General features: G+C 72.5%; 21 protein-coding genes. 11 read left to right on the forward strand and 10 right to left on the reverse strand.

Annotated elements, in window-relative coordinates:
* From IEZ00_RS30825 to IEZ00_RS30840, 4 genes are all read left to right on the forward strand, one after another.
* A partial coding sequence (locus tag IEZ00_RS30825; RefSeq protein ID WP_189226874.1) for an SDR family oxidoreductase occupies window positions 1-702 on the forward strand: 702 nt, incomplete at its 5' end.
* A gap of 16 nt (window positions 703-718) precedes the next feature.
* Window positions 719-1411, forward strand: coding sequence for a thioesterase II family protein (locus IEZ00_RS30830; protein ID WP_189226875.1), 693 nt, complete (start codon window positions 719-721; stop codon window positions 1409-1411).
* A 9-nt stretch (window positions 1412-1420) separates the two neighbouring features.
* Complete coding sequence (locus IEZ00_RS30835) at window positions 1421-2245, forward strand: SDR family oxidoreductase (RefSeq protein ID WP_189226876.1); 825 nt, start codon at window positions 1421-1423, stop codon at window positions 2243-2245.
* Between the two features lie 19 nt (window positions 2246-2264).
* Complete coding sequence (locus tag IEZ00_RS30840; RefSeq protein WP_189226877.1) at window positions 2265-4901, forward strand: non-ribosomal peptide synthetase; 2637 nt, start codon at window positions 2265-2267, stop codon at window positions 4899-4901.
* Window positions 4902-5650: 749 nt separating this feature from the next.
* On the opposite strand, the gene IEZ00_RS30845 is transcribed toward IEZ00_RS30840, so the two are convergent.
* From IEZ00_RS30845 to IEZ00_RS30885, 10 genes are all read right to left on the reverse strand, one after another.
* Window positions 5651-7336, reverse strand: coding sequence for a dipeptide ABC transporter ATP-binding protein (locus tag IEZ00_RS30845; RefSeq protein WP_189226878.1), 1686 nt, complete (start codon window positions 7334-7336; stop codon window positions 5651-5653).
* Window positions 7333-9003 (reverse strand): ABC transporter substrate-binding protein, encoded by a 1671-nt coding sequence (locus tag IEZ00_RS30850; protein WP_189226879.1) that lies wholly within the window; start codon window positions 9001-9003, stop codon window positions 7333-7335. The genes IEZ00_RS30845 and IEZ00_RS30850 overlap by 4 nt, the downstream gene beginning before the upstream one ends.
* A 25-nt stretch (window positions 9004-9028) precedes the next feature.
* Window positions 9029-10024, reverse strand: coding sequence for an ABC transporter permease (locus IEZ00_RS30855; protein ID WP_189226880.1), 996 nt, complete (start codon window positions 10022-10024; stop codon window positions 9029-9031).
* Entirely contained in the window at window positions 10024-10893 is an 870-nt protein-coding gene (locus tag IEZ00_RS30860; RefSeq protein WP_189226914.1) for an ABC transporter permease, read from the reverse strand. The genes IEZ00_RS30855 and IEZ00_RS30860 overlap by 1 nt, the downstream gene beginning before the upstream one ends.
* A 214-nt stretch (window positions 10894-11107) precedes the next feature.
* A complete protein-coding gene (locus IEZ00_RS30865) occupies window positions 11108-11332 on the reverse strand; it encodes a GNAT family N-acetyltransferase (RefSeq protein ID WP_229796267.1) in 225 nt (74 codons plus the stop codon).
* A 207-nt stretch (window positions 11333-11539) separates the two neighbouring features.
* Window positions 11540-12553 carry an ABC transporter substrate-binding protein gene (locus tag IEZ00_RS30870; RefSeq protein ID WP_189226882.1) on the reverse strand — a complete coding sequence of 338 codons (1014 nt, stop codon included), beginning with the start codon at window positions 12551-12553 and terminating at the stop codon, window positions 11540-11542.
* Between the two features lie 14 nt (window positions 12554-12567).
* Window positions 12568-13350, reverse strand: a complete 783-nt coding sequence (locus tag IEZ00_RS30875) for an amino acid ABC transporter ATP-binding protein (RefSeq protein ID WP_189226883.1) — start codon at window positions 13348-13350, stop codon at window positions 12568-12570.
* Complete coding sequence (locus IEZ00_RS30880) at window positions 13347-14315, reverse strand: amino acid ABC transporter permease (protein ID WP_189226884.1); 969 nt, start codon at window positions 14313-14315, stop codon at window positions 13347-13349. Before IEZ00_RS30880 ends, IEZ00_RS30875 begins: the two co-directional genes overlap by 4 nt.
* A gap of 105 nt (window positions 14316-14420) precedes the next feature.
* On the reverse strand, window positions 14421-14621 hold the full coding sequence (locus IEZ00_RS38230; RefSeq protein ID WP_373293231.1) for a putative leader peptide: 201 nt from the start codon (window positions 14619-14621) through the stop codon (window positions 14421-14423).
* Between the two features lie 137 nt (window positions 14622-14758).
* Window positions 14759-15673, reverse strand: coding sequence for a LysR family transcriptional regulator (locus tag IEZ00_RS30885; RefSeq protein WP_189226885.1), 915 nt, complete (start codon window positions 15671-15673; stop codon window positions 14759-14761).
* 711 nt (window positions 15674-16384) lie between these two features.
* Here IEZ00_RS30885 and IEZ00_RS30890 point away from each other — a divergent pair.
* The 7 genes from IEZ00_RS30890 to IEZ00_RS30925 are packed head-to-tail and all read left to right on the forward strand — an operon-like array spanning window position 16385 to window position 26868.
* Window positions 16385-18154, forward strand: coding sequence for an ABC transporter ATP-binding protein (locus IEZ00_RS30890; protein ID WP_189226886.1), 1770 nt, complete (start codon window positions 16385-16387; stop codon window positions 18152-18154).
* 5 nt (window positions 18155-18159) lie between these two features.
* Window positions 18160-19179, forward strand: coding sequence for a GNAT family N-acetyltransferase (locus IEZ00_RS30895; RefSeq protein ID WP_189226887.1), 1020 nt, complete (start codon window positions 18160-18162; stop codon window positions 19177-19179).
* A complete protein-coding gene (locus IEZ00_RS30900; protein WP_229796268.1) occupies window positions 19176-21830 on the forward strand; it encodes an aldehyde dehydrogenase family protein in 2655 nt (884 codons plus the stop codon). Before IEZ00_RS30895 ends, IEZ00_RS30900 begins: the two co-directional genes overlap by 4 nt.
* Window positions 21827-24058 (forward strand): thiamine pyrophosphate-binding protein, encoded by a 2232-nt coding sequence (locus IEZ00_RS30905; protein WP_229796269.1) that lies wholly within the window; start codon window positions 21827-21829, stop codon window positions 24056-24058. Before IEZ00_RS30900 ends, IEZ00_RS30905 begins: the two co-directional genes overlap by 4 nt.
* Window positions 24055-25161 (forward strand): beta-ketoacyl synthase N-terminal-like domain-containing protein, encoded by a 1107-nt coding sequence (locus IEZ00_RS30915; RefSeq protein ID WP_189226888.1) that lies wholly within the window; start codon window positions 24055-24057, stop codon window positions 25159-25161. The genes IEZ00_RS30905 and IEZ00_RS30915 overlap by 4 nt, the downstream gene beginning before the upstream one ends.
* A gap of 28 nt (window positions 25162-25189) precedes the next feature.
* The gene (locus tag IEZ00_RS30920) at window positions 25190-25933 is read left to right on the forward strand and encodes a phosphatidylserine decarboxylase (protein WP_189226889.1); all 744 of its coding nucleotides are present in this window, start codon (window positions 25190-25192) and stop codon (window positions 25931-25933) included.
* Window positions 25930-26868 (forward strand): dimethylarginine dimethylaminohydrolase family protein, encoded by a 939-nt coding sequence (locus IEZ00_RS30925; protein ID WP_229796270.1) that lies wholly within the window; start codon window positions 25930-25932, stop codon window positions 26866-26868. The genes IEZ00_RS30920 and IEZ00_RS30925 overlap by 4 nt, the downstream gene beginning before the upstream one ends.
* Window positions 26869-26950: the final 82 nt, after the last annotated feature.

Consider the following 26950-nt stretch of genomic DNA (forward strand, 5'->3'; position numbering starts at 1 on the left):
ATGACCGACATCCCCGTCACGCTGATCACCGGTGGTGGCAGCGGCATCGGCGCGGCCACCGCGCGGCAGCTGCTCGCCAAGGGGCAGCGGGTGGCCGTGGTCGGCCGCGGCCGGGAGCGGCTGGACCGGTTCGCGAAGGAGGTCGGCGAGCCCGACGCGCTGCTGACCATCCAGGGCGACGCCGGGGACTGGGAGCTGGTCCAGTCGGCGGTGGCGGGCACCCTGGAGCGGTTCGGCAGGCTCGACGCCGTGGTCGCCAACGCGGGCTGGGCCACCCACGACGACATCGCCGAGGGCGACCCGGCGGGCTGGCGGGAGATGGTGCTGACCAACGTGCTCGGCCCGGCGCTGCTGATCCGCGCCTCGCTGTCGGCGCTGAAGGAGACCAGAGGCCGGATCGTGCTGGTCGGCAGCGTCGCCGGGCACGCCTACGCGGCGGGCAACATCTACGGCATCACCAAGTGGGCGGTGACCGGGCTGGCGGAGAACACCCGCAGGCAGGTCACCGGCGACGGCATCGGGGTGACGCTGGTGTCGCCGGGCCGCACCGAGACGCCGTTCTGGGACGAGTTCGGCTCGCTGCCCGACGGCAACCTGCTGTCGGCCGAGCAGGTGGCCGACTCGATCGTGTTCGCGCTGGCGCAGCCCGCGCCCGTGGACATCAACACCATCATCGTCAGGCCCATCGGCCAGCCCGTCTGATCAGGGGGAACCAGCAGTGAAGACCGCACTGGTGTGCCTGCCGTTCGCCGGGGCCGGAGCCTCGTTCTTCCGCCCGTGGGCGGCCCACGCGGGTGACCGGCTGGCGGTCGTGCCGCTGCAGCTGCCCGGTCGGGAGCGGCTGATCGACGTCGAGCCGCACCGGGACGCCGTGGTGGCGGCCGACGAGCTGCTGCCGGACCTGGTGCGGCAGCTCGACGGCCTGACCGAAGTGGCCCTGTTCGGGCACAGCCTGGGCGCGGTGCTCGCCTACGAGCTGGCCCACCGGGTGGCCGCGCACCCGGACCTGGTGCTGCGCCACCTGTTCGTCAGCGGCTCGCCGGAGCCGAGCACCCAGCGGCCCCGGCGGGCCACCGGCCTGCCCGACGACGAGTTCCTGGCGCGGGTGTCGGAGTTCGCCGGGTTCCGGCACGAGGCGCTGGAGGACCCGGAGATGCGCGAGCTGATCCTGCCGACGCTGCGCGCCGACGTGGAGATGCACGAGAACTACCGGCCGAGCACCGCCGACCGGCTGCCCGCGCCGGTCACCTCGCTGCGGGGGTCGGACGACGCGCTGGTCAGCGCCGTCGAGGCGGCCCGCTGGTCGGAGGTCGCGGGCGCCGGGTTCGAGTACGTGGAGGTGTCCGGCGGGCACATGTACCTGACCGAGTCCGCACCCCAGCTGCTCAAGCTGATCGACGCCGCGGTCTAGGGGGCACCGATGAGGTTGACCGGGAAGGTCGTCGTGATCACCGGGGCGGCCCGCGGCATCGGCCGGGCCACCGCGCTGGCCTGCGCCGCCGAGGGCGCGGACCTGGTGCTGCTTGACGTGTGCGGGGATCTGCCTGGCGTGCCGTACCCGCTGGGGTCGGCCAGCCAGCTGGAGCACACCGCGGCGCTGTGCCGGGACCGGGGCGCGTCGGTGCTCACCGCGAAGGCCGACGTGCGCGACACCGCGTCGGTGCGGGGAGCCGTGGCGCTGGCGGGCGATCGCTACGGCCGGATCGACGCGGTGGTGAACAACGCGGGCATCGCCGCGCCCTCGGGCAAGACGGTGCACGAGATCACCGAGGACGAGTGGTCGCTGATGCTCGACGTCGACCTGTCCGGGGCGTGGCGGGTGATCCGGGAGGTCGGCAGGAGCATGAGCGAGCAGCGCTCGGGCAGCATCGTGAACATCGCCTCCACCGCCGGGCTGGTCGGCTACCGGCACTTCGCCGGGTACGTGGCCGCGAAGCACGGGCTGGTCGGGCTGACCAAGGCCGCCGCGCTGGACCTAGCGCCGATGAGGGTGCGGGTGAACGCGGTGTGCCCCGGCAACGTGCGCGACGCCCCCGACGCCGAGGGCCGGATGCTGCGGGAGATCGCCCGCGCGCTGGACGTCCCGGCGGAGGAGCACGTGGCCGCCTTCACCCAGTCGCAGCCCATGAACCGGTTGGTGGAGCCGGAGGACGTGGCCGGGGCCGTGGTGTTCCTCGCGTCGGACGACTCGGCGCAGGTGACCGGATCGGTGCTGACCGTCGACGGCGGCTTCACCGCGCACTGACCACCGACCAGGAGGACAAGTGTTCCCAGGCGCCCGATGCCACGCGCTGCGCGTCCGGCTCGCCACCGCGGTCCGCGCCGAGGCGCTGACCGGACCCGCGAACTCACCGCTGTGGGTGGAGGACGTGCCCGCCTCGTCGACCGAGCCGATCGCGCGGCGGCGGCTCGCGGTCGAGATCGGCAGGCACACCACCGACCTGCGGTGCACCCTGCTGCGCTACCGCGACGGCCTCGCGGACCTGGTGCTGGTGGCGGACCGGGGTTTCCTGGACGCGGCCGGACTGCGCGCCGTGGCCGCCGCGCTGACCGGCGCGTCGCCGGCGGAACCACCGGCGGTGTTCGCGAGGGCCGAGGTGGCGCCGGTCGCCGAGGCCGGACTGCCCGACTGGGCCGCCGCCCACGGCGTGGTGGACGCGGGCGCGGTCGAGCTGGTCCTGCCGCCGGAGGAGGCGGGCGACGCGGACAGCTGGCGCACCGCGCTGGCGATCGCCCTGGTGCGCTACGACTCGGTCGACTCCCCCGGCTGGGCGGTCGTCGGCACCGACCGGGGCGCGCTGCGGGTGACACCGGGCACCGCCCCGGAACCGACCGGGGAACCGGCCGCCGCCGGACTGCTGGTGTCCGATGTGGACTTCGGCGCGGACGAGTACCGCCCGTGCCTGGCCCCGCCGCTGCCGCTGACGTTCTCGGTGTGGCGTCAGGACGGCACGACGCGGTTGCGCTGCGACCACCGGTCCGGTCGGCTCTCACCGGCGCAGGTCGAGCAGTTCACCCGGCACTTGGCGCACGTGCACCGCCAGGTGCGGGCGAACCCCGGCCTGGCCCCCGACGAGGTGGAGCTGCTGGACGCGGTCGAACGCGACCGGGTGGCCGCGCTCGGTGTCCCGGACCGGCCCCTGGACACCACCCCGACGACGATCGACGCGGCGTTCCGCGCCGTCGCGGCACGCACGCCGGAGCGGGTGGCGCTCACCGACGGCCAGGTGCGCTGGACCTACCGCGAGCTGGACGAGCGCGCGGGAGCGGTGGCCGCCGGGCTGCGCGCGCTGGGGGTGTCCGACGGCGACCGGGTCGGGGTGTGCCTGGAGCGCACCGCCGAACTGGTGGTCGTCCTGCTGGGCGTGCTCAAGGCGGGTGGCACCTACGTGCCGACCGACCCCGCCTACCCCGCCGACCGGCTGGCCCACACCGCGCGGGACGCCGACCTGCGGCTGGTCGTCACCCGGCTGCCGGAGTTCCCCGCCACCGGCGCCACCTCGGCCGTGACGCCGGACGAGGTCGTCGCCGCCGGTTCCGAGCCCTTCACCACCGCCACGACACCCGACGACGCCGCGTACGTCATCTACACCTCCGGGTCGACCGGTCGCCCCAAGGGCGTGGTGGTGCCGCACCGCAACGTGATCGCCCTCGTGGACGCGACGCGGCCGGAGTACCGGCTCGCGCCGTCGGACGTGTGGACGCTGTTCCACTCCAGCGCCTTCGACTTCTCGGTGTGGGAGATCTGGGGCTGCCTGCTCACCGGCGGCAGGCTCGTGGTGGTGCCGTACTCGGTCTCCCGCGACCCGCTGGCGTTGCGGGACCTGCTGGCGGCCGAGCGGGTCACCGTGCTCAGCCAGACGCCGTCGGCGCTCGCGCAACTGCTGGACGTGCGGCACGAGGACCTGGCCGTGCGGCTGGTCGTGCTGGGCGGCGAACCGCTGGACGCGCGGGTGCTGCTGCCGTGGTTCGACGCGCATCCCGAGTCGGCGTGCCGGGTGGTGAACATGTTCGGCATCACCGAGACCACCGTGCACGTCACGCACCAGACGGTCACCCGCCGCGAGGCGCTGGCCGGGTCGCGGTCGGTCGGACCCGCCCTGCCGGGGTGGCACCTGTACGTGGTGGACCCGCAGGGGCGGCTGGTGCCGCCGGGAGTGGCGGGCGAGGTGTGGGTGGGCGGAGCCGGGGTGGCCGAGGGCTACCTCGCCAAGGACGAGCTGACCGCGCAGCGGTTCACCGCCGATCCCGCGCGACCGGGCGGCCGGGTCTACCGCTCGGGCGACCTGGGCAGGCTGCGGCCCGACGGCGCGCTGGAGCACCTGGGGCGCATCGACAGCCAGGTGAAGGTGCGCGGCTTCCGGATCGAGCTGGACGAGATCCGCGCGGTGCTGCTGGAGGACCCGGTCGTGCGCGCGGCGGCCGTGGTGGTGCGCCGGGACGACCCCCGTGACGCGGCCACCACCCGGATCGACGCCTACGTGGTGCTCGCTGAGGGCGCTCCACGGGAGACCTCGGGCGTGCGCGGGCGGGCCGCCGCGATCCTGCCCGACTACATGGTGCCCAGCACGGTGACGGCGCTGGACGCGCTGCCGTTGACCACCAACGGCAAGCTGGACGCGGCGAAGCTGCCGCCACCGGTGGTCACGGCGAAGCCGGTCGACGCCCCCACCGGCGACGACGACCTGGCGGCCAGGCTGCGCGAGGTGTGGGGCGCGGTGCTGGGCGTGCCGGTCGGGCTGGACGACGACTTCTTCGAGCTGGGCGGCAACTCCCTGTTCGCGGTGCGCATCGGGGCGCGCATGCGCGAGGGCGGGCTGCCGCCGCTGCACCTGCGCGAGCTGTACCGCCACCCGACCATCCGCTCCGTGGTCGCCGCCATCGGCAACCAGGACAACTGACCAACGCGGTGGACGGCGCGCTCGCGAGCACGCCGTTCACGCTCACCGACCGGTGCCCGAACGGGCTTCGGCGGCTTGGGCGGTCCGCGCCAGCAGGAGCATCCCCACCGGCTTGCCGAGGGGCGGGCTGCGGCCCACACCCGCCGCCCGCCCCCAACACGGTCTTCAACGAGGAAAAGAACTTCTCCGTCTCGGCGCAACTACTCAGTCCACTCCGGACATAGTGGAGCGCCGCTGGTCCGCAACGGCCTACTGCCGGCCCGGCAGCGCGACTACCCGGCCCGCCGCCGGGCCGCTGGGAGCTGCCCGGCGGCGGGCCGGAGACCGAGGAGCACCGTACGGTCCACTGGATCGCCCTATCCCCGGCGAGTCGAACCTCCAGAACCCCCGAGTTCAGCGCTCAGGACAGCCACGCCCGCCCCCGGTGTCACCCACCTATGGGCGTGTTGGGCGTGTCGTCTCCGCGAGTCACGCGTTCAGACACCACCAACCGAGCGCTCGCGCACCCCGACCCGCACTTTCGCGCCTCGGGCGGTACTTACCGGCCCTCCCAGCCCCGCCCGGTAGTACTTGCCGACGCATCTGGGCGCGCGCGAAGCGCGCGCAGCGGGGACGGCGCGACCCGCTGTCCTTGGCGACCTGCCGCGCGGCGCGCACACCCTTTGCTGGATAACCCAACCCCAACGCCCACCGCACCGTGCCCCAACGCGCGACTCGCGGTGTCTGAACGCGCGACTCGCGCGGGGGCATCACGGTGCTTGGAGCTCCAGCCACGCCTTGCGGCGTTCCCGCTGGCGGGCGGGGTCCGCGACCGGCGCCGCCGCCAGCAGTCGCCGCGTGTACGGGTGCAGCGGCTCTGCCAGCACATCGCCCGCAGGACCGGTCTCCACGACCCGGCCGCGGTGCAGCACCGCCACCCGGTCGGCCAGCCGCTCGACCACCGCCAGGTCGTGGCTGATGAACAGGCAGGCGAACCGGAGTTCGGCCTGCAGAGCGCGGAACAGGTCGAGCACGCGGGCTTGGACGGACACGTCGAGCGCGCTGGTCGGCTCGTCGGCGATCAGCAGCTCCGGGTCCAGCGCGATGGCGCGGGCGATGCCGACCCGCTGCCGCTGCCCGCCGGACAGCTCGTGCGGGTAGCGCTCGCGCAGCGACGCCGACAGCCCCACCGCGTCCAGCAGCTCGTCCACTCGGCGGGCGAGTTCGGCGCCGCGCAGGGAGGTGTGCAGCAGCAACGGGGCGGCGACGCTGCGGGCGATGGTGGCGCGGGGGTTCAACGAGGACGCGGGGTCCTGGAACACCACCCCGATTCGGCCCCGCACCCGCTTGGCCGCGCGGCCGCGCAACCGGGTCAAGTCCTGCCCCGCCAGGCTGACCGCGCCCGCCGCGGGCTTGATCAGCCCGGTGACCGCGCCCGCGATGCTGCTCTTGCCGGACCCGGACTCCCCCACCAGGCCCAGCACCTCGCCGCGCCCGATGTGCAGCCCGATGCCTTCCACCGCCCGGAAGCGGCCGTAGGCGACGGTGAGACCGGTCAGCGCGAGCACCGGGTCCTCCCCTGGCCGGTCCGGGACCGACAACCCGGGGGAGGTCACGGCCACGTGCGCGCCGCGGGCCACGACACCGGGCGAGATCTCGACGGCACCGGCCGGTTCGGCGGGCGGCGGGGCGCTCAGCGAGATCACCGAGTCCAGCAGCGACCGCGTGTACTCGTGGCGGGGCGCGGCGAACACCTCCGCCACCGGCCCCTGCTCGACGACCCGCCCCTCGCGCATCACCACGACCCGGTCGGCCAGGTCCGCCACCACGCCCATGTCGTGCGTGATCAGCAGGATCGCCGCGCCGAGCCTGCCGCGCAGGTCCCTCAGCAGCTCCAGGACCTCCGCCTGCACGGTCACGTCCAGCGCGGTGGTGGGTTCGTCGGCGATCAGCAACGACGGCTCGTTGGCCACCGCCATCGCGATCACCACCCGCTGCAGCTGCCCGCCGGACAGCTCGTGCGGGTACTTGCGCCGCGCGTCGGCGGGCAGCCCGACCAGTGACAGCAGCTCCACCACGCGCTGCCGGGCCTGCGCCGCGGTGCGGTCGTCGTGCGCGCGGACGACCTCGGCGAGCTGGTCGCCGACGCGGAACACCGGGTTGAGCGCGGTCATCGGCTCCTGGAACACCATGCCGATCTCGTTGCCGCGCACCGCTCGCAGCTGCTCGCCGGACAGCGTGAACAGGTCCCGCCCGGCCAGCAGCGCCCGGCCGGTGACCGTCGCGCCGCCGGGCAGCAGGCCCAGCAGCGACATCGCGGTCACCGTCTTGCCGGACCCCGACTCGCCGACGACGGCGAGCACCTCCCCCGCCGCCAACGAGTAGCTGACCTCGTCGGCGACGGGGGCGTCGAACGCCACGGAGACGTCCTCCAGGCGCAGCAGTGGTGAGCTCACTTGGCGATGCCGGCCTGGAGGTAGTTCGGGTAGGCGGGGAAGTCGGCGATGTAGAAGTTGGCGACCTTGGAACCGCGCAGGAACGAGTTGCGGGTGTAGATCAGCGGCACGACCGGCGAGTCGGCGAGGATCCTGCGGTCCAGCTCCACCCACTTCTTGCCCGCGGCGACCGGGTCGACCTCGCTCTGCGCGGCCTCGATCAGGCGGTCCACCTCGGGGTTGCGGTAGCGGGACAGGTTGTACCCGCCGCCGCCGACCTCCGAGGAGGCGAACAGGGGCTGGATGTTGGCGTTGGCGCTGGGGAAGTCCGGCTGCCAGGAGCCCAGGGTCAGGTCGTAGGTGGGGTTGGCGGCCTGGCTGGTCTCGGCGGTGTAGGCGTCGGGGTCGAGGACCCGAATGTTGGTCCTGATGTTCGCCCTGGCCAGCGCGGCTTGCAGCGCCTGCGCCTTGGCCGGGGCGTCGTTGCTCTTGGACACCACGAAGTCCAGGTTGTCCAGGCCGTTGGGCAGCCCGGCCTCGGTGAGCAGCTGCTTGGCCTTGTCCACATCGCCCGCGGGCTGGGTCGGGTAGAGGTCGAACTGCTCGCGGCCCGCGATGCCCTGGGTGATCAGCGTGGTGGCGACATCGCCCGCGAGCTGCGCGCTGCCCGCCGAGGCGATCTGGAAGGAAGTCTTGTCCACCGCGTACTGGAACGCCTGGCGCACCTTGGGGTCGGTCAGCTTCTCGGTGTTGATGGCCAGGTAGGCCAGCGCGCCGGTCCTGGAGGTGACCAGCCGCTGCTTGGCCGAGGCGTTGCCCTGCAGCTGGGCCAGCTGGGCGGGCGAGGCGAAGGAGGAGCCGAACGCGGTCCTGTCGTCACCGCTGTCGGCGACCAGCCGCTGCGAGACCACGGAGGCCTCCTGGCCGAGCTGGAACACGACCTCGTCGGGCAGGCCGCCGCGGATCTGGTCGGAGCCCTTGTCCCAGTTGGCGTTGCGGGTCAACCGGACCTGGACACCGCGCTGGTAGGAGGCGATCTGGTAGGGGCCGGAGGCGACGGGGTGCTCGCCGTAGTCGGGCTCGGCGCCCTTGCCCTCGGGCACCGGCGCGAACGCCGGGGTGCTGGTGATCCACGGCCAGTCGCCGTAGGGGCGGGTCAGGTGGAACACGATGGTCTTGTCGTCCGGGGTCTGGATGGAGTCCAGGCGCTTGCCCTCGAACGGTCCCCGGTAGTCCGCGCCGCCGACCAGCAGCTGCTTGTGGTAGCCCAGCCCGCCGGAGAAGGCAGGGGCGTAGGTCCGCTCCACGCCCCACTTGACGTCCTGGGCGCGGATCGGGCTGCCGTCGCTGAACTTCAGCCCCTCCTTGAGGGTGAAGGTCCAGGTCTTGCCGCCGTCGGAGGCCGTGCCGGTGTCGGCCAGGTCCGGCACCACTTCGACCTGCTCGCCCTCGGCGTTGAGCCAGCCGGTGAGGCGGCGGTGCACGTACCCCAGCGAGGTGATCGGCAGGCTGCTGCTCTTGGCCGGGTCGTAGTTGACCGTCTGCCCCTCGCTGAGGATGCGCAGCGTGCCACCCTGCTCCGCCTTGGCGGCCGCGTTCTGCGCGGCCCCCTGCTCGTTCGCACCGCACCCGGCGAGCAGCGCCACCGCCGCCGCGATCGGGACGAGCTTGCGCACTTGCTTGGACATCATCTCTTCTTCTCCTGCGGGGACGTCAGGTCAGACGGGCTCGTGGGTCGAGCGCGCCGTAGCAGAGGTCGACCAGGGCGTTGGCCAGGACGACGAGGAAGGCGGCGAACAGCGTGCAGCCCAGCAGCAGCGGCAGGTCGCGCTGGTTCACCGCGTCGATCAGCAGGCCGCCCAGACCCGGCATGCTGAACACCCGCTCGGTGATCACCGCGCCGCCGAGCAGCGAGCCGAGGTCGATGCCGAACACCGTGACGACCGGCAGCAGGACGTTGCGCAGCGCGTGCTTGCCGATCACCGAGGACTCGGGCAGGCCGTTGGCGCGGGCGGTGCGGATGTAGTCCTCGCCCAGCGTCTCCAGCATCTGCGCGCGGGTCAGCCGGAGGTAGAGGGCGGCCTGCGCGAACGCCAGGACCAGCCACGGCAGCACCAGGTGCCAGGCCCAGTCGACCGGGCTGTCGGTGAACGGCACGTACCCGCCGACCGGCACCACGTCGAGGGTGAACCCGAGGACGAGGATGCCCAGCAGCCCCACCAGGTACACCGGGGCGGACACGCCCGCGACCGAGGCCGCGAGGGTGATCCGGTCCCAGGCGGTGCCCCGGCGCAGCGCGGCGAGCACCCCGGCGCCCACGCCCGCCACCACCCACAGCACCGCCGCGCCGAGCGCGAGCGAGAAGGTGACCGGGAGGCGTTCGCCGATGAGCGTGACCACGTCGGTGTTCTGCTGGAACGAGTAGCCGAAGCACGGCGCCCCGCAGTGGATGGAGGTCGCGCCGACGCCGAAGGTGCGCCCGGTCACGATGCCGCCGAGGTAGTCCAGGAACTGCCGCCACCACGGGTCGTCCAAGCCCATGAACTCCCGCGCCAGCGCCAGGTTCTGCTCGGTGCACGGGCGGCCGCAGGCCAGCTGCGCCGGGTCGGACGGCACGAGGTAGAACACCACGTAGGTGACGAACACGACGACCAGCAGCACCAGCAGGGTGCCCGCGATCCGGGACGCGGTGAACTTGAGGGCGCGCATCAGCGTCGCACGTCCGTCTTCGGGTCGAGGGCGTCGCGCAGGCCGTCGCCGAACACGGTGAACGCCCAGGTGGCCAGGAACAGGGCGATGCCGGGGAAGAACAGGAACATCGGTTCGGTGGACACCCAGTCGACCGCCGTGCTGATCGTCCGCCCCCAGCTCGGGGTGGGCGGCGGTATGCCCACGCCGAGGAACGACAGCGCCGCTTCCAGTCCGATGTTGCCGGGGATGGACAGCGTCGCCACCACGATGATCGGCGCCCACAGGTTCGGCAGCAGCTCGGTGCGGAACACCTGCCACGGGCTCGCACCGAGGATGCGCGCGGCCGAGACGAAGTTCCGCTTCTTCAGCGTCAGCACCTGCGCCCGCACGATCCGGGCGATGGAGGGCCAGCCGAAGAACCCGATCACCAGGACGAGCAGCAGGGGCCGGGACACGTGGCCGGGCACCACCGCGCCGAGGGCGATCATGAAGATCAGGTAGGGGAAGCCGAGGAAGACGTCGGCGGTCCAGGTGACGACCCGGTCCACCCAGCCACCCCGGTAGCCCGCGGCGGCCCCGACCAGGGTGCCGAGCACCACCGAGACCAGCGTCGCGGCCAGGCCGATCAGGAACGACGTGCGCGCGCCGTGCACCACGATCGCGAACAGGTCGCGCCCGGTCAGCGGTTCCACGCCGAACCAGTGCTCCCCGCTCACCCCGCCGAGCGCGCCCGCCGGACCCCCGGTCCGCGGGTCGAGCGCCTCGGTCCGGTAGCTGTAGGGGTCCTGCCCCTCGATGGCGGTGAGCAGGTCGGCGGCCACGGCTGCCAAGCCGAGGACGGCGATCGTGACGGCGCCCGCGAGCGCCCAGCGGTCCCGGCGCAGCATGGCCGCGACTGCCCTGCCGACTGACCTGGCGGGGATCGCGATGGGGTGGGACACGGTGACCTGCCTCGAAGTGGGTGAATGATCGGCACGATAGGCAAATTCACCCGATCGATGGTCAACTCCCACCATGTGGAACAACGGGCCTGCTCGGCCGGCGGTCCGGCGCACCAGACAGCGAGCAGCAGGCCCTGCCGAGAACAGCCGACCGCGCGCCTCACGAGCGCGGCGAGCGCTCATCGCCGTTCCCGCGCTCCGGCACGCGGACGACGACGATCCGGGTTCGGCGGCGCAACCGGAAGCCCAGCGCCTCGTGCAGGCGGATCGCGGCGGTGTCGCTCAGCGACGCGTGCAGGAACGGGATGTCGCCTCGGGAAATGGCTCCGGACACCACGGCGTGCACCTCGGTCCAGCCGGGTGGGCACAGGCGTTCACCGGCCAACACCACCAATCGGCCGCCGCGGCGGATTCCCGGGTACCGCCCCATCTCGGTGGTGCGCGGCAGGAAGGGGCCGAGACCGGTGCGCGCGACGAGGAGGCGACGGCACAGCGAGGTTCGGCAGCGCCACCGATCAGAGCCGTGCGGTGGTGCCAATCCCCCGGCCAGGGTCGCCCAGCACGTGCCGGACGACCCGGTCCTCGGCGGTGGTCACGTGTTGTCCAGGGGCAGACCGGGCGGGTTGACCTCGGACTTCGCCACGGCCTCACGGCCGAGGTGCCAGGCGTCGAGCCACTGCCCGTACTGGCCGCCCGCGATCAGGTGGTTGATCGCGTCGGCGAGCGGTTCGACCAGGCCGTTGTCCTTCTTGGTCGTCGCGGCGATCAGGCCCTGCAGCGTCTGGCCCGCACCGGAATGCGTACCCGCGAGCTTCTTCGGATTCGGGGTGTTCCTGCTCTGCTCGACCTGGTAGAGCACACCAGGGCTCGGTCCGAGGTAGGTGTCGATCTGCCCGGAGTTGAGCGCGAGCTGCGCGGCGTTGATGTCGGGGTAGTACTGGATGGTGAAGTCCTCGCCCTCGGCCCGCAGCCTGGCCTGCCACTCCAGCAGGATCTTCTCCTGGTTGGTGCCCTTGCCCACGGAGGTCCTCCGGCCTGCCAGCGCGCGGTGATCGCCGTCGAAGGTCCACGGGTTGCTCTGGAGGGTCTCGAAGGCCAGGTCGTCCCGCCGGTAGCTGGCGAAGTCGTACTTCTCCTTGCGCTTCTCGGTGTCGGTGATGTTGGAGAAGCCGACATCGGTCCGCCCGCTGTCGATCCCGACGAACAGGTTCTCCCACGTCGCGTTGTGGAACTCGGGTTCGAGGCCGAGCACGCCCGCGACCAGCCGCGCCAGGTCCGGCTCGGAGCCGGTGAGGGTCTTGTGGTCGGTGCCGACGAACTGCAGGGGCGGGCTGCCCGCGGGCAGCGCGCCGATGCCGACGTCGAGCTTGCCGCTGTCGCGGATCTCCTTGGGCAGCTTGGCGCGGATTTCCTCGACCACCTCCACGGTGATCTTCGCTTCCGCGGCCGCGCCGTTGGCGAGGGCGCCGACGGTGACGGTCGTCCGACCGGCGACCGGTGCGGCCTGGCTGCCGCTGCCGCACGCGGCGAGCGAGGCGGCGAGCGCCGCCGTGGCCACGACGGCGAGCGCCCGGACGGGGGCCCGGGGAACGGGGGAACTGGACATGGCTCTCCTGTCGTTCAGAGGACCTTGCTGAGGAATTCCCTGGTGCGGGTGTGCCGCGGTCGGTCGAGCACCTGGCTCGGCGCGCCCCGCTCGACGATCCGGCCGCCGTCGAGGAACACCACCTCGTCGGCGACCTCGCGGGCGAACGCGATCTCGTGCGTCACGATGATCAGGGTGGTGCCGGTGCCCGCCAGGTCCTTGATCACCGACAGGACTTCGCCGACCAGCTCGGGGTCCAGCGCCGAGGTCGGCTCGTCGAACAGGATCACCTCCGGGTGCTGGGCGAGGGCGCGGGCGATGGCCACCCGCTGTTGCTGGCCGCCGGACAGATGACGCGGGTAAGCGCCCTCCTTGTCGGCGAGACCGACGGCGGCCAGCAGCGACCTGGCCCGTTCGAGCGCCTCGGTCCTGGTCGCGGCGCCGGTCGCGACGGGCGCCTCGGCCACGTTCTCGACCGCGGTCAGGTGCGGGAACAGGTTGAAGTTCTGGAAGACGAACCCGATGCGCCTGCGCTGCGCCAGGATGGCCCGCTCGGGCAGCTCCTTGAGCCGGTCGCCCTGCTCGCGCACCCCGATCAGCTCGCCGTTGACGCTCACGCAGCCCTGGTCGAGCTTCTCCAGGTGGTTGATCGCGCGCAGCAGGGTCGACTTGCCCGATCCGGACGGTCCGACGATGACGGTGACCGTCCCCGGCTCGACGGTCAGGTCGATCCCGTCGAGGACGGTGTGCGCGCCGAACGCCTTGACCGCGCCGCGCACCTCGACCGCGGCCGGGCGGGCACGGCGGTCCGCGCTCATCGCCGCACCGCCACCCGCGCGCGCAGGTCGGCGAACCCGCCGCGCAGTCGTTGGAGCGGGGTCGGCGGTGGCGTCCGCACCGCGCCGCGCGCGAACCGCCGCTCGACGTAGTGCTGCACGACCGACACGGCGCTGGTGAGGATCACGTACCACGCGGTGGCGACCAGCAGGAGCGGGACGATGTCGCCGGGATAGGTGCTGCCGAGGCTTTGCACGGTGCCGAACAGGTCGAGCAGCGAGACGTAGAACACCAGCGAGGTGCTCTTGACCAGACCGATCAGCAGGTTGACGTAGTTGGGCACGATCGAGCGCAACGCCTGCGGCAGCACGATGCGGCGGAACCGGCGGTGGCGCGGGATGCCCAGCGCGGCGGCGGCCTCGTGCTGGCCCTGGTCGACCGAGAGGATGCCCGCCCGCACGATCTCCGCGGCGTAGGCGGACTCGTGCAGGGTGAGCCCCAGGATCCCGATGACCGTCTCGGACGCCAGCGCGGTGACCCCGAACGTGACGAACGCCGGTCCGAAGGGAACACCGAGGCTCAGCGTCTGGTACAGCGCGCTGAAGTTGTAGAGGAACAGCAGCAGCACGATCAGCGGTGTGGAGCGGAACAACCAGGTGTAGGCCCAGCTCACGGCGCGCAGCACCGGGTTGCGGGACGACCGCGCCAGCGCCAGCGCCGTGCCGCCCACCAGCGCCAGCACCGCGCTGACCGCCGTGACGTGCAGCGTGATCAGCAGTCCGTCGAGGACCACCGGTTGCCAGAACCAGTACGCGAAGCGGTCCCACTGGTAGAACGGGTTGGTCACCAGCCCGTGCACCACCTGGGCGAGCACGACCAGCACCGCGGCGGTGGCGACCCAGCGGCCGGGGTGGCGCAGCGGGATGACGGGCCGCGCGGCGGGAGCGGCGGGCGGCTCGAACGAGGCGTCAGCCGGGGAAACGTTGGTGTGCGCAGGTGAGGACACGATCGGTGCCAGCCTTCACGCGAGCGACGGGTGATGCGGTCGTGATGGGTGGATGACGCCGGTCGAGTCGTGCCGGCCCAGGCGGAGGTGTTCCTCGGTGGTGGTTCAGCGGTGACACAGCGCGCTGGAGACGCGCAAGAGGTCGACGTGGCGCCGGGAGCACAGCACGAGTCCGTCGTGGTAGCGCCACGCCACCACTCGCCGACTGGTGCTCACCGGCCGCTCCACCGTCTCGTGCCGACCTGGACGGGTCGAAGCTACGAAGCGTTGGCGATCGGTGTCAACGGATCCCACAGTGTGGCGCACGTGCGGCAAGCCGAAGGCCGACTACCCGGACAGGTCCACAGTGGACGTTGTGCTGGCACCGCTGATCCGCGCGGTCGGTCGCGGCCCGACAGGGGTGGTGGGTGCGGTGGGGCGAGCTTCCTGCGGGAACCGCGCCGTCAAGCGGATTCCCGCGCGATCTTCGGCTCCGCTCGGAAGTGGTCGTGGGCGCACCTGCCGAACTCCGCCACGAGGCGGCTCTCGTCGTCGGCGCGGACCGCCAGCACGACCCGGCTCGGTTCGACCCCCTCCAGCGGGATGGCGGTGAGGTCGGGGTGGAGCGCTCCGTCGACACAGGCGGGGACGATGGCCACGGCTTGCCCCGCGAGGACGAGTTCGATCTTCTCCTCGACGACGCTCACCAAGGGGCCGTCGGGCACCGGACGGCCGTCGGGTCGGGGGTCGATGCGCCAGAAGGCGTTCATCGCCGGGTCCGCCATCCGGGGCAGGGGTTCGTCCGCGATGTCGTCGAGGGTGACGAACTGCCTGCCCGCCAACCGGTGGTCGGAGCGGACCAGCAGCGATCGCGGTTGGTCGCACAGGGGTGTCACCCGTAACTGGTCGGCTTGGAGCGGTAAGCGGGTCACCACCGCGTCGACCCGGTGGTCCAGCAGCGCGGGCCGCACCTCCTCGTGCCCCAGGAGCAGGGTGTGCACCTGGGCGTCGGGGTGCGTGCGGCGGAACTCGCGCACGACCGGGGTGACGACGACGATCGCGGTGTGGCCGATGGTGATCCCGCGGGGGTGGGAGGCGGCGTGGGTGTGCGCGGCGGCCAGGTGCGCGGAGCGCAGCAGCGCCCTGGCGCGGGGGAGGAAGACCTCGCCCGCTTCGGTGAGCCGGGCGCCCTGCGGGGTGCGGTCCAGCAGGCGGGCGCCCAGCTGTTGTTCGAGTCGGCGGATCTGTCTGCTCAACGACGGCTGAGCGATGCGGAGGGCCGTGGCGGCGCGGCCGAAGTGCCGGTGCTCGGCGACGACGGTGAAGTACCGCACCACTCTGAGGTCAAGATCGGCTGCTGACGCTGGGTAATCAGACATAGCTCCACCGTAGCCTCCTATAAAAGCCCGCCCGACCGTCAAGACGCCGCCGGTTCCCGCCGCTAGGCGGCGGAAATCCCCGGCACGCCGCGACAACCGGCCTGAGCTGCGACGATAACCGAAGTGCATCACCATGCGGATCGGATCTTGGACGCGGTGCCGACCTGGCGGGAGCGTGGAATCACGGACCCCTGCCGTCCCAGCGCCGTAACGGTCCGAATCACGTGGTCCTGTTCGAGGAGTACACATGCGGCTGCACGTCGCCCACCGGCCGGAGATGCCCAAAAGGGCAACGAAACTTATGGCAAGAATTCGAGACCGTGCCCGCTTTTTCCTCCCCTCCTACCCCCTTGCGGAGTCGTCCTGGCAGGGCCGAACGTAGGCGTGGCAGCGCTTTCGCCCTGCTCGGCCGCCGGTTCCCGCAACGGGCCGCCGCGCTGATGCCGTCGCACGGGGGAACCGATCCGCTTTCGCGGTGATGCGCGGTCTGGACCAATCAGGCTCGGAGAACGAAGTCCCGCCCGACGTGGCGAACACCTCTGGCTCGAATTCGAGGGGCGATCAACGGACTCGCCCGCGATCACCGAGCGCTCGGCGCGGGAGAAATGACCTGCCGGGCGCTTCCACCCCGGCGCGGACCGTCACGTGTTCGAAGCGCGGGCACGAGTGGACAACGCCTGCCGGGGACGGCGCTATTTCGAGGAGACGATTGTGGAGCCCGACACGGCGACGCGGCCGATGACGTCCGCGCTGTCCCTGCGCCACTGGCTCGCCCCGCACCGGGGGCTGCTGGCCGTGGTCCTGGTGCTCGAACTGGGCGCTCGCGCCGCGGCGCTGATGCAACCCCTGGCGGCGCGCGAGATCGTCGACGGCGTGGCGTCCGACGCGGACCTGACCGGGCCGATCGCCGTGCTCGGCGGGGTCGCGCTCACCGGGCTCTGCCTGAACTACCTGGGCTACTACCAGCGGGGCAAGCTCAGCGAGCGGTTCGTGCTGGGCATCCGCCGGGCGATGGCGCGGCGGATCATCGGCGCTCCGGTGTCCCGCGTCGAGGCCCACAGCACGGGCGACGTGCTCTCCCGCGTCGGCGCGGACACCACTCTGGTCCAGCAGACCACCGTCAAGGCGCTGGTGGACCTCGTGGTCGTACCGCTCACCGTGGCCTCCGGCATCGTGCTGGTGCTGCTGATCGACCTGTTCCTGGGCACGATCGTGATCACCCTGCTCACCGCCGCCACCCTCGCGGAGGCACGGGTGTTCCGGCGGGTGGCGCTGGACACCGAGCACGCGCAGGAGCACGTCGGCGCGATGACCTCCGTGGTGCAGCGCATCCTGCTCGCGTTCCGCACGGTCAAGGCGTCGCGGACCGAGCAGGCCGAGACCGCGTCGTTCGACCGGCACGCCGACGCCGCCTACCGGGCCAACGTGCGGGCCGCGCGCACCGGCGCCCTGGCCGACACCGTGGCGTACGCGGCCGTTGACTTCACCTTCCTGGTCATCCTCGCGATCGGTGTGCTGCGGGTCAGCGCGGACGCGATCGGGGTGGGCGATCTGGTCGCGATCCTGCTGTACGTGGTCTACATCCAGGAGCCGGTGGAATCGCTGACGGGCTCGGCGAGCCGCCTGTCGGAGGGGCTGGCCGCCCTGCGCCGGATCACCGGGCTGCTCCGGCTGCCGCAGGAGGCCGAGGCGCTGCGCGTGGTCGAGTCGCGTCCCCGCGTCCCCGTCGTCGCGGACGTCCCGCGCTCGGTCCGGCTGGACGCCGTGTCGTTCGGCTACGAGGACCGGCCGGTGCTGCGGGAGGTCTCGATCTCGGCTCCGGTGGGGGTGACCGTGCTCGTCGGCTCGTCCGGGGCGGGCAAGACGACACTGCTCAGCCTGGTCGAGCGGTTCGTCGAACCGGACCGGGGCCGCATCCTGCTCGACGGGGTGGACATCCGCGACCTCCCCCTGTCGGAACTGCGCGCGCGCATCTCCTACGTCCAGCAGGAAGCGCCGCTGCTCGGCGCCACCGTTCGCGAGGCCGCGGCCTACGGCACGACCGGGGTGAGCGAGCAGCGGCTGGAGCAGGTCCTGGAGTCGGTCGGACTCGCCGAGTGGGTGTCGGGCCTGCCCGACGGGTTGGACACCGAGGTGGGCGAACGCGGCGTGGGCATCTCCGGCGGTCAGCGGCAACGCCTCGCCGTGGCCAGGGCGCTGGCCCGCGACAGCGAGGTCCTGCTGCTGGACGAGGCGACCTCGCAGCTCGACCCGTTCAACGAGCGGCTCCTGGTGAAGTCGCTGACCAGGCAGTACCGGGACCGGATCATCATCGCGGTCACCCACCGCATGCAGCTGGCGCACGAGGCGGATCAGGTGGTCATGCTGCGCGGGGGCGCGGTGCACGCGCGCGGCAGGCACGACCAGCTGCTGACCGATCCGGCTTACCGGGAACTGGTCGCCTCCCCGGAGCCGACCATCCACAACGGACAGATGAGGTGATCGGCGTGCCCGAGGAGTACCTCTGGCGACCGCTGCGCCCGGCGGACGGCGTCGAGTGGGAGCGCTTGGTGCTCGCGTTCGACCTGGACGACCGGCCGGTGACCGAGACGACCGCGGCCGAGTTCGCCCAGACGCTGGCCAGCGGGAAGCTGGTGCCCGAGCGCGACACGGTCGGCGTGTTCCGCGACGGGCTCATGGTGGGGTTCGCCGCGGTGCTGGTCGACCGCACCGCCCAAGGCGACTGGCGGTGCGAGATGCAGGGCTGCGTGCACCCGGACCACCAGCGGCGGGGACTGGGGACGCGACTGCTCGACTGGGCGCACGGCAGGGCGCTCGCCCGCGGTGCCACGGCCACCGGGCAGCGCCGCGAGGTGCGGGCGTGGTGCGCCGAGCACAACGGGACGCACGAGAAGATGCTGCGGCGCCTCGGCCTCCGGCCCACCCTGTGGTACTACGAGATCTACTCCCGCCTCGACCAGGTCTCCCCGCTGACTCCGCGCGCGCTGCCCGAGGGGCTGCGGATGGTGCCCTACGACCCCGCCCTGGACGAAGAGGTCCGCTCGGCGCACAACGCCGCGTTCGTCGACCAGTCGGAGGACGGCTACGTCGACCGCGAGCGCTGGCGGCGCCAGTTCACCGGCAGCCCCACCTTCCTGCCGGAGATGTCCCTGCTCGTGCTCGACCGGGACGACGCGGTGCGGTCGTACCTGCTGTGCTACTCCTTCGAGTCCGGTTCGCCCGCACCGGGGCAGAAGGACATCTACGTCGGCTACATCGGCACACCGCCGGGGATGCGGGGCCGCAGCCTCTACCGGTCGCTGCTGGCGGAGAACGACCGGATGGCCCGCGAGGCCGGTTACACCGGGACCGCGTTCAGCGTCAACACCGCCAACCCCACGGGGGCGCTGCGCCTGTTCGAGTTCCTCGGGGTCTACGACCCGCGACGCGACCAGCGGGCCTGCTGGGTCTGCTACGCCAAGGACATCAGCACCCCGGTCGTCGCCGCGCCGGAGGTGGCCCGGTGAGGTCGTCGGAAGCGGCGCTGCTGGCCGAGCGGTCCAGCACACCGGAGCTGTCCCGCGCCGACGTCGAGTCGACCGCCACCGGGGTCGCCGCGGTCCTGCGAGCACGCGGGGTGCGCGCGGGTGAGCGGATCATGGTGTGCGGGGACAACTCCGCCGAGTACGTCATCGTCCTGCTCGCCCTGGTGCACCTGGGCGCCTCGATCGTTCTGCTGGACCACCTCCAGACCCCTGGGGAGCTGCGTCGCTGCGCCGAACTGGCCGGGGTCCGGTGGGTCGTCACCGACGCCGACGACGACATCGTCCCCGCCGTCGGCCGAGCGACCTTCGCCGCGCTCGTCGCCGAAGGCGCGCACTCGGCCGGTGGCGGCGAGCCGTTGTCGACAGCCAGGTGGTACGCCCAGCCGGACGGGTTGATCACCTGGTCCTCCGGCTCCTCCGGCCCGCCCAAGGGCGTCGTCCGCTCGGGCAAGTCCTTCCTGGACAACATCGCGCGCACGCGGCGTCGGATGGGCTACCGGGCCGACGACGTGCTGCTGCCCCTGCTGCCGTTCTCCCACCAGTACGGCCTCTCCCTGGTGCTGGCGTGGTGGCAGACCGGCTGCCTGCTGGTCATCACCCCGCACCGCCGCGTCGACCACGCCGTGGAACTCGCGGGTCGTTCCGGCGCCACCGTCCTGGACGCGACGCCGATGACCTACCGGACCGTGCTGAACCTGGTGCGGCAGCGACCGCACCTGCTGGCGGCGCTGCGCGGGGTGCGCATGTGGTGCGTCGGCGGCAGCCCGCTGGACCGCGGGCTCGCCGAGCGCTTCCAGCAGGTCATCGGCCGTCCCCTGCTGGACGGCTACGGCAGCACCGAGACCGGCAACATCGCACTGGCCACGCCGACCGAGCCGGTGGGCTGCGGGCTCCCGCTGGACGGCGTGGAGGTCAGCGTGCGCACCGAGGACGGCCGCGAGGCCGAACCGGGTGAACTGGGACAGGTCCTGGTGCGCTCCCCCGACCTGACCAGCGGCTACCTGGCGGCCGGTGGTGGTATCACCGCCCTGCCGCCGGGGCCCTACCGCACCGGCGACATCGGCTACCGGGACGCGGACGGCCACCTGTTCGTGCTGGGCCGGTACGGAGCGGTGCACCGCATGGGCCACACCCTCTACCCGGAGGCGCTGGCCCGCAGGGCCTCGGAGGGCGGTGCGCCGGTCGAAGTGGTGCCGGTCGACGACCCCGACCGGGGCAGCCAGCTCGTGTTCGTCGTCGCCGACCCGCAGGAGCGGGACAGCCGGTACTGGCGGGCGCGCTTCCAGGCCCTCATGCCCGCCTACGAGCAGCCCAACCGCGTCGTCGTCGTGAAGGGAATGCCGTTGAACAACAATGGGAAACCGGATTCCGCGCAGCTGGCCCGCCTGGCGGGCCGCACGGTGGCGAGGTCGCCGGTCACCCCTCACCCACCGGTGCCGTTCCCCGAGCGGGTCGAGGCGTTGCGCGCGGTCGCGCGGTTCATCCGCGACAACCCCGAACCGCTGCTCGACGTCCTGTGCGAGATCTCGCCGCACAAGGCGGCCCGCGTCGAGCTGGCCAGCGCGCTCGCCGCGCTGGATGGCGCCGAGGACGAGGTCGCCACCCACCGGCCGGGCGGCCTGTCGCGGCTGGCGGTGTTCATGTCCTCCAACGTCCTGTGCTACTCCTACGTGCTGCACCTGCTGATCCCGCTGCTCTACACCGAGCGCGTGACCTTCCGCCCGTCGGCGAAGGTCGCCGACACCACCCGGCGGCTGCACGAGCTGCTCGCGCCGGTGCACCGGCTGCCGGTGGAGATCAGCCCGCTGTCCCAGCGGCGGTTCGTCGAGGGACCGGTCACCACCGCGGACGTGGTCGTGTTCACCGGCACTTACCGCAACGCCGAGCAGATCCGCGCGCAGCTGCGCCCCGACCAGCTCATGCTGTTCTTCGGCCAGGGCGTCAACCCGTTCCTGGTGCTGCCGGGCGCGGACGTCGAGCTGGCCGTGACCGACGCCATCCGCATCCGGATGCTCAACAGCGGGCAGGACTGCTTCGGCCCGGACGTGTTCCTGGTCGCCGACAGCGAGGCCGAGCGGTTCGTCGGGCTGCTCACCGAACGGCTGACGACCCTGCGCTACGGTCCCTACCGCGACCGGGACGCCGACTACGGACCGCTGTTCTACGACAGCGCGCTGGAGACCGCGACCGAGTACCTGCACCGGCACCGCGAGCACATCGTCCACGGTGGACGGTTGGACCTGCGCGAGCGGCACCTGGAGCCCACGGTCCTGGTGCGCCCCTCCGACCTGAGGCTCAAGCTGGACGAGCTGTTCTCGCCGATCTTCAACGTCGTCGTGCACACCGACCCGGAGCAGCTCCGGTCGTTCCTGCGCACGCCCCACCTCAACGACCGGGCGATGGCCGCGATGGTCTACGGGCAGGACAGCGCGACCACCGAGCTGCTGTCCAGGCGGCACCTGGTCTGCGTGAACCGCACCCTGCTCGACGTGGACGACGGGAACAAGCCCTTCGGCGGGTACGGCGTCGTCGCCAACTACGCCGCCTACGGCGGCAAGCGGGTCGCGGAGCCGCTGCTGATCTCCAAGGCCGTCGCCGACCACCTGCCCGTGGCCGCGGAGGCCGCGTCATGACCTCGTTCCCGGGCGCGTGGCACGCCGCCGCCGACTACTTGCGGTGCGCCGGGGTGTCGACGTTGTTCGGCCTGCCGGGGGACGACCTCGCCGTGCTGCGCGCGGTGCGGGACAGCGGTCTGCGCATGGTCCTGTGCCGCGACCAGCGCAACGCGGCGTTCATGGCCACCGGGTACGCCCTGCAGTCCGGCGGACCCGCGGTGTGCGTGGTGGGCAAGGGCCCGGCCACGGCGAACGCGGTCACCGGCCTGGTCGAGGCGCGCGCTTCCGGCGCCCCCGTGGTGGTGCTGGCGGGCGGCACCGCCGTCGAGCGGCGGGGCACCGGCGCCTTCCAGGAACTGGACCAGCTCGCGGTGGTGGCGCCGCTGGTGAAGTGGGCGCACCGGGTGGACCACGCCGACCGGGTGGGCCCGGCGTTGGAAAAGGCTTTCCTGGTGGCCACCTCGGGTGCACCGGGTCCGGTGTACCTGGAGTTCCCCGACCACCTCACGACCACCCCGGTCGGGATCAGCAGGCCGTGGGCCTCGCACCAGGCCGCGCTGCGGGCGTCCGCCGCCGCGCCGCTGACCGCGGAGGTCGACCAGCTGATCCGGGCCAGCCTGCGCCCCGTCGTGCTGGTGGGCGGCGGGATGCGGCACCACAACGGCGAGGGCGTGGTGGAGCGCTTCGCCACGACCGTGAGCGCGGCGATCTTCTGCACGGCTTCCGGTCGGGGCGCGGTCCCGGAGCGGCAGGCGCTGTTCTGCGGCCTGTCCGGGCTCTACACCCCGCCCGGCACCGAGCGGCTGTGGCAGGAGGCGGACCTGGTGATCGCGGTGGGCAGCAGGCTCGAGGAGACCGCCACCACCGGTTGGCCGGAGCGGATCGGCTCGGAGGTCCCCGTGGTCCAGGTCAACGTCGAAGCCGCGGAGCTGTCCACCGAGTACGGCGGGCACCGGGTGCTCGGCGACGGCGCGGCGACCTTGGCGGCCTGGACCGAGGCGCTGGCCGGGCAGCCCCCGCGCGAGCCCTGGCTGAGCACCGTCGCCCGGTGCCGCGACCGCGCCGCCGCGCTGGCCGAGTCGGCGCTGGCGCGCATGAGGACCGACGAGCACGTCCACGTCGCCGAGGTGCTGGCCGCCGTCGAGGCGGTGACGCCCGCCGATCGCGTCCTGGTCCAGGAGAACGGGCTGCAGGACATGTGGTCGTACTTCTCGCCGTACTACGTGTGCGGTGAGCGGGGAGGCAGCGTGGTCCCCTCGGAGCAGACGGCCCTGGGCTTCGGTGCCGCCGCGGCGGCCGGGGTCCGGCTGGCCGCGCCGGACCGCCCGGTCGTCGCCTTCGTCGGTGACGGCGCGTTCACCCTGTTCCACGCCGATCTCGCCACGGTGCGGCGGGAAGCGGGGGGCGTGCTCTACGTCGTGCTGCGCAACGGCGGCTACGGGTGGCTGCACGCGCAGCTCGACCGCAACGGTCTGGACCCGGTCCGCTACCCGTTCGCCTCCGATCCGCCGCCGCAGGGCCCCGGGGTGACCACGAGAGCGGAGCTGGAACCGGCGCTGCGGCGGGCGTGGGCGGCCTGCGCGCGGGGCGAGGTCGCGGTGGTCGACGTCGACGTCCGCCTCACCGACACCCCGCCCGGCATGGACGACCTCCACGGCGAGTTCCCCGCCGCGCCACCGCGCACCGGCCTGGCCCTGGGCGCGACGGTCCCCTGGCGCCCCGTCGCCGGCCTGGTTCCCGCGCAGTACCCCTCCACCACCGCCGCGGTCGGCGGGACGCTGGCCGCGGCCCTCGCCGCCGTGCCCGACGACGTCGCGCCGGAGGTCCCCCTGCTGGTCGTGGCGGACGCCTACAGCAAGTGGGCCGCCCGCCGGTTCGCCCGCCGCTGCGCGAGCACCGAACGCCAGGTGCGCCCCTCCGACTCGACCGGGCTGGAGACCTCCGAGCTGATCAGGGCTTTCGCGATCAGCCACGGCTGGCGCGGTCGCTGCCACCTGGTCGCGGGCCTGGGGGCCGAGCGGGTCCTGGCGCTGGCGGAGCGCTTCGCCGCCCGCGGCCCGGTGCTGGTCTGCGAGGTGACGCCGCTGGACGAGGACACCCTCGGCGATCCGGGGTGCGCGGTCGTCGCCCTGGCGATGACCTCGCCCTCGGTCGCGGACCTTCCCCCGGTGGAGGCGGACGCGATGCCCGGCGCGCTGCTGGCCGCGCTGGCGCGGCGGTCCTCGACGGCGGGGGTGCCCGCATGAGCGCGACGGTGATCACCGGCCTGGGGTTGGTCACCCCGTTCGGTCGCGGGCTCGACGTGTTCTGGACCGCGCTGCGCGCCGGTCGCAGCGCCCTCGCGCCGCCGAGGCGGTTCGCGGCGCCACCGCACGAGGGGGAAGCCGTGGGGGAGGTGCCCACCGATGCCGTGGCGGGCGTTCCCCGCAAGCAGGCATACCTCGACGCCGCCGTGGTCGAAGCGCTGTCCTCGGCTGGTCTGGCCCGGCTCCCCGAGAGCGCGGTGGTCGTGCTCACCGGCCAGGCCCCCGGCCACGAGGCGGGGTTCGGCGCCGACTGGGCGGAGTTCGTCGGACCACCGGTCCAGCCGCACGAGGCAGGCAACACCGCCCTGCTGACCCACGCCTGCGCCTCGGCCGTGTTCGGCCTCGGGTTCGCCCGCGACGTCATCGACGCCGGGCTGGCCGATGTCGTGCTCGTCGCGGGCGGCACGGCGCTCAACCACTACGAGTACGCGAGCATGCGCGCGGTCCGGGCGATCAGCACCACCCCCGCGCGCCCGTTCGACCGCGGCAGGTCCGGCATCTCGCTGGGCGAGGGCGGCGGCGCGATCGTGCTGGAAGCCGAGGACCACGCGGCGCGGCGGGGTGCGGCGACCGACCTCGTCGTGGCCGGGACCTGCTGCCGGGTCGGCACCGGGAAACCCACCGCCTCCGACCCCGCCCTGATCCAGGACTGCGTGGAGGCGGCGCTCGCCGACGCGGGACTGGACAGGTTGGACCACGTGCACGCGCACGCCACCGGCACCACCCAGGGCGACAGCGCGGAACTGACCGCGCTGGAAGCCGTCGCGGCCGGGCTCGGGCTGCACGACCTGCCGGTGAGCTCGCACAAGGGCGCCATCGGCCACCTGCTGCACACCTCCGGCTTCCCCGCCATCGCCGCGGCGGCCATGGCGCTGCGCATCGGTGAAGCGCCCCCGACCGCGGGGCTGACCGACCCCGAACCCACCCGGCGGCTGCGGCTGGCCCCCGGCGCGATCCCCACCACCGGTCGCCGGGTCGCCGCCGTGACCAGCTTCGGGTTCGGCAGCAACAACGGCACCGCCGTGCTGACCCGCGAGCACTGACCGACGATCCGACGAACGAGACGAGAACATGGTCAAATCACTGCGCGACTGGGTCGCCGACGACGTGGCACCGGTCCGGGACAAGTCGATCCCCTGGCTGTCGCAGCACCACTTCTTCCGCGACCCGATCCGGCCCGTGCGCGTCGACCCCTCCTACTTCTTCTCCCCCGCCGACGGCGTCATCCTCTACCAGGACGTCGTGCGGCCCGACGGCCCGGTCATCGACATCAAGGGCAGCCCGTACACCGTGCGCGCGGCCCTGCGCGACGAGTCCTACGCCGCCACCAGCCTGGTCATCGGCATCTTCATGACCTTCTACGACGTGCACATCAACCGCGTCCCCTACTCCGGCAGGCTGTCCTACCGGGAGCTCAGCGCGATCGACACGATCAACCGCCCCATGCTGGACATGGAGAAGGGACTGGTCGACGAGCTGCGGATCAGGGCCGACGCCACGGACTACCTGTGGCACAACCAGCGGATGGTCAACCGGATCGACGTCCCCGCCCTGCGGCAGTCCTACTACGTCCTGCAGATCGCCGACTACGACGTGGACTCGATCACCCCGTTCGCGCTCGGCCAGAACCGGCCCGTCGGGCAGGGCAAGCGGTTCTCCCAGATCCGCTTCGGCTCGCAGGTCGACCTGATCATCCCCCTGTCCGACCACTACGACTTCGTCCCGCTGTGCGAGCCGGGATGCCACGTCGAAGCAGGCAACGACGCGCTGGTGCGCGTGGTGCCGACCCAGGCGACGAAAGGACCGCGCCCGTGACCGCCCCCGTGGACCGCCCCCTCAACCCCACCCAGTTCGACGTGCCCGCGTTCCTGCTCAACGCGCCGTTCTCCTACTCCACCGAGGTGCCCAACAACGTCTGGATGGAGGAGATCGCCGAGGAGGAGCGACGCCCGGACATGCGCAGGGCGATGACCCAGTTCCTCGCCCTCTACCGGTACCTGGCCGCCGAGAGCCTGGTCTACCTGCTGCCCACGCCGCGCTTGAACGGGTTGCAGGACCTGGTGTTCACCGCGAACCTGGGCATCGTGCTGGACCACCTGCCCGACCGGAACACGGTGGTGCTGGCCAACTTCAGCTCCCCGCCGCGCGTCGGCGAGACCGAGGTGGGCAGGCGGTTCTTCGAGTCGATGGGCTACCGGGTGGTGGTGCCCGAGACGAAGTTCGAGGGCGAGGCCGAGCTGAAGCACCTGCACGACAACGTCTACGTCGGCGGGTACGGCCTGCGCTCGCAGCCGGAGACCTACGACTGGTTCGAGCGCTCCTACGACATGACCGTGGTCAAGGTGGCCATGACCGACCCGCGCCTCTACCACCTGGACTGCCTGGTGTTCCCGATCACCCGCGAGCAGACGCTGGTGTGCACCGAGGCGCTGGACCCGCAGGACCTGCGCCTGCTGGAGAAGCACACCGAGGTCATCGACGTGTCCACCCGCGCCGCCTATCCGGGGCTGTGCAACTCGGTGCGCCTGCACAACATCGTCCTCAACGCCTCGCACATCCACGACCTGCGCGCGGGCACCGAGGAGTACCAGGCCGAGCTCGCCAAGAACCGGGAGCTGGAGGACATCGCGAGCCGTCTCGGCTTCGAGGTCGCCCTGATCAACCTGAGCGAGTTCGCCAAGGGCGGCGCCATGCTGTCGTGCATGGTCATGCACCTCAACCGCCACTCCTACCGGTTCACCCTCCTCTGATCGTCCCCGCCCGCTCGGGAACCCCATCAGCCCACGAGGAGGCGGCCTGCCGCCGCGGCCGCCTCCTCGATGTAGGGCGGCA

Origin of the sequence: Saccharothrix coeruleofusca (assembly GCF_014648515.1) — a bacterium.
Taxonomy (GTDB): Bacteria; Actinomycetota; Actinomycetes; order Mycobacteriales; family Pseudonocardiaceae; genus Actinosynnema; species Actinosynnema coeruleofuscum.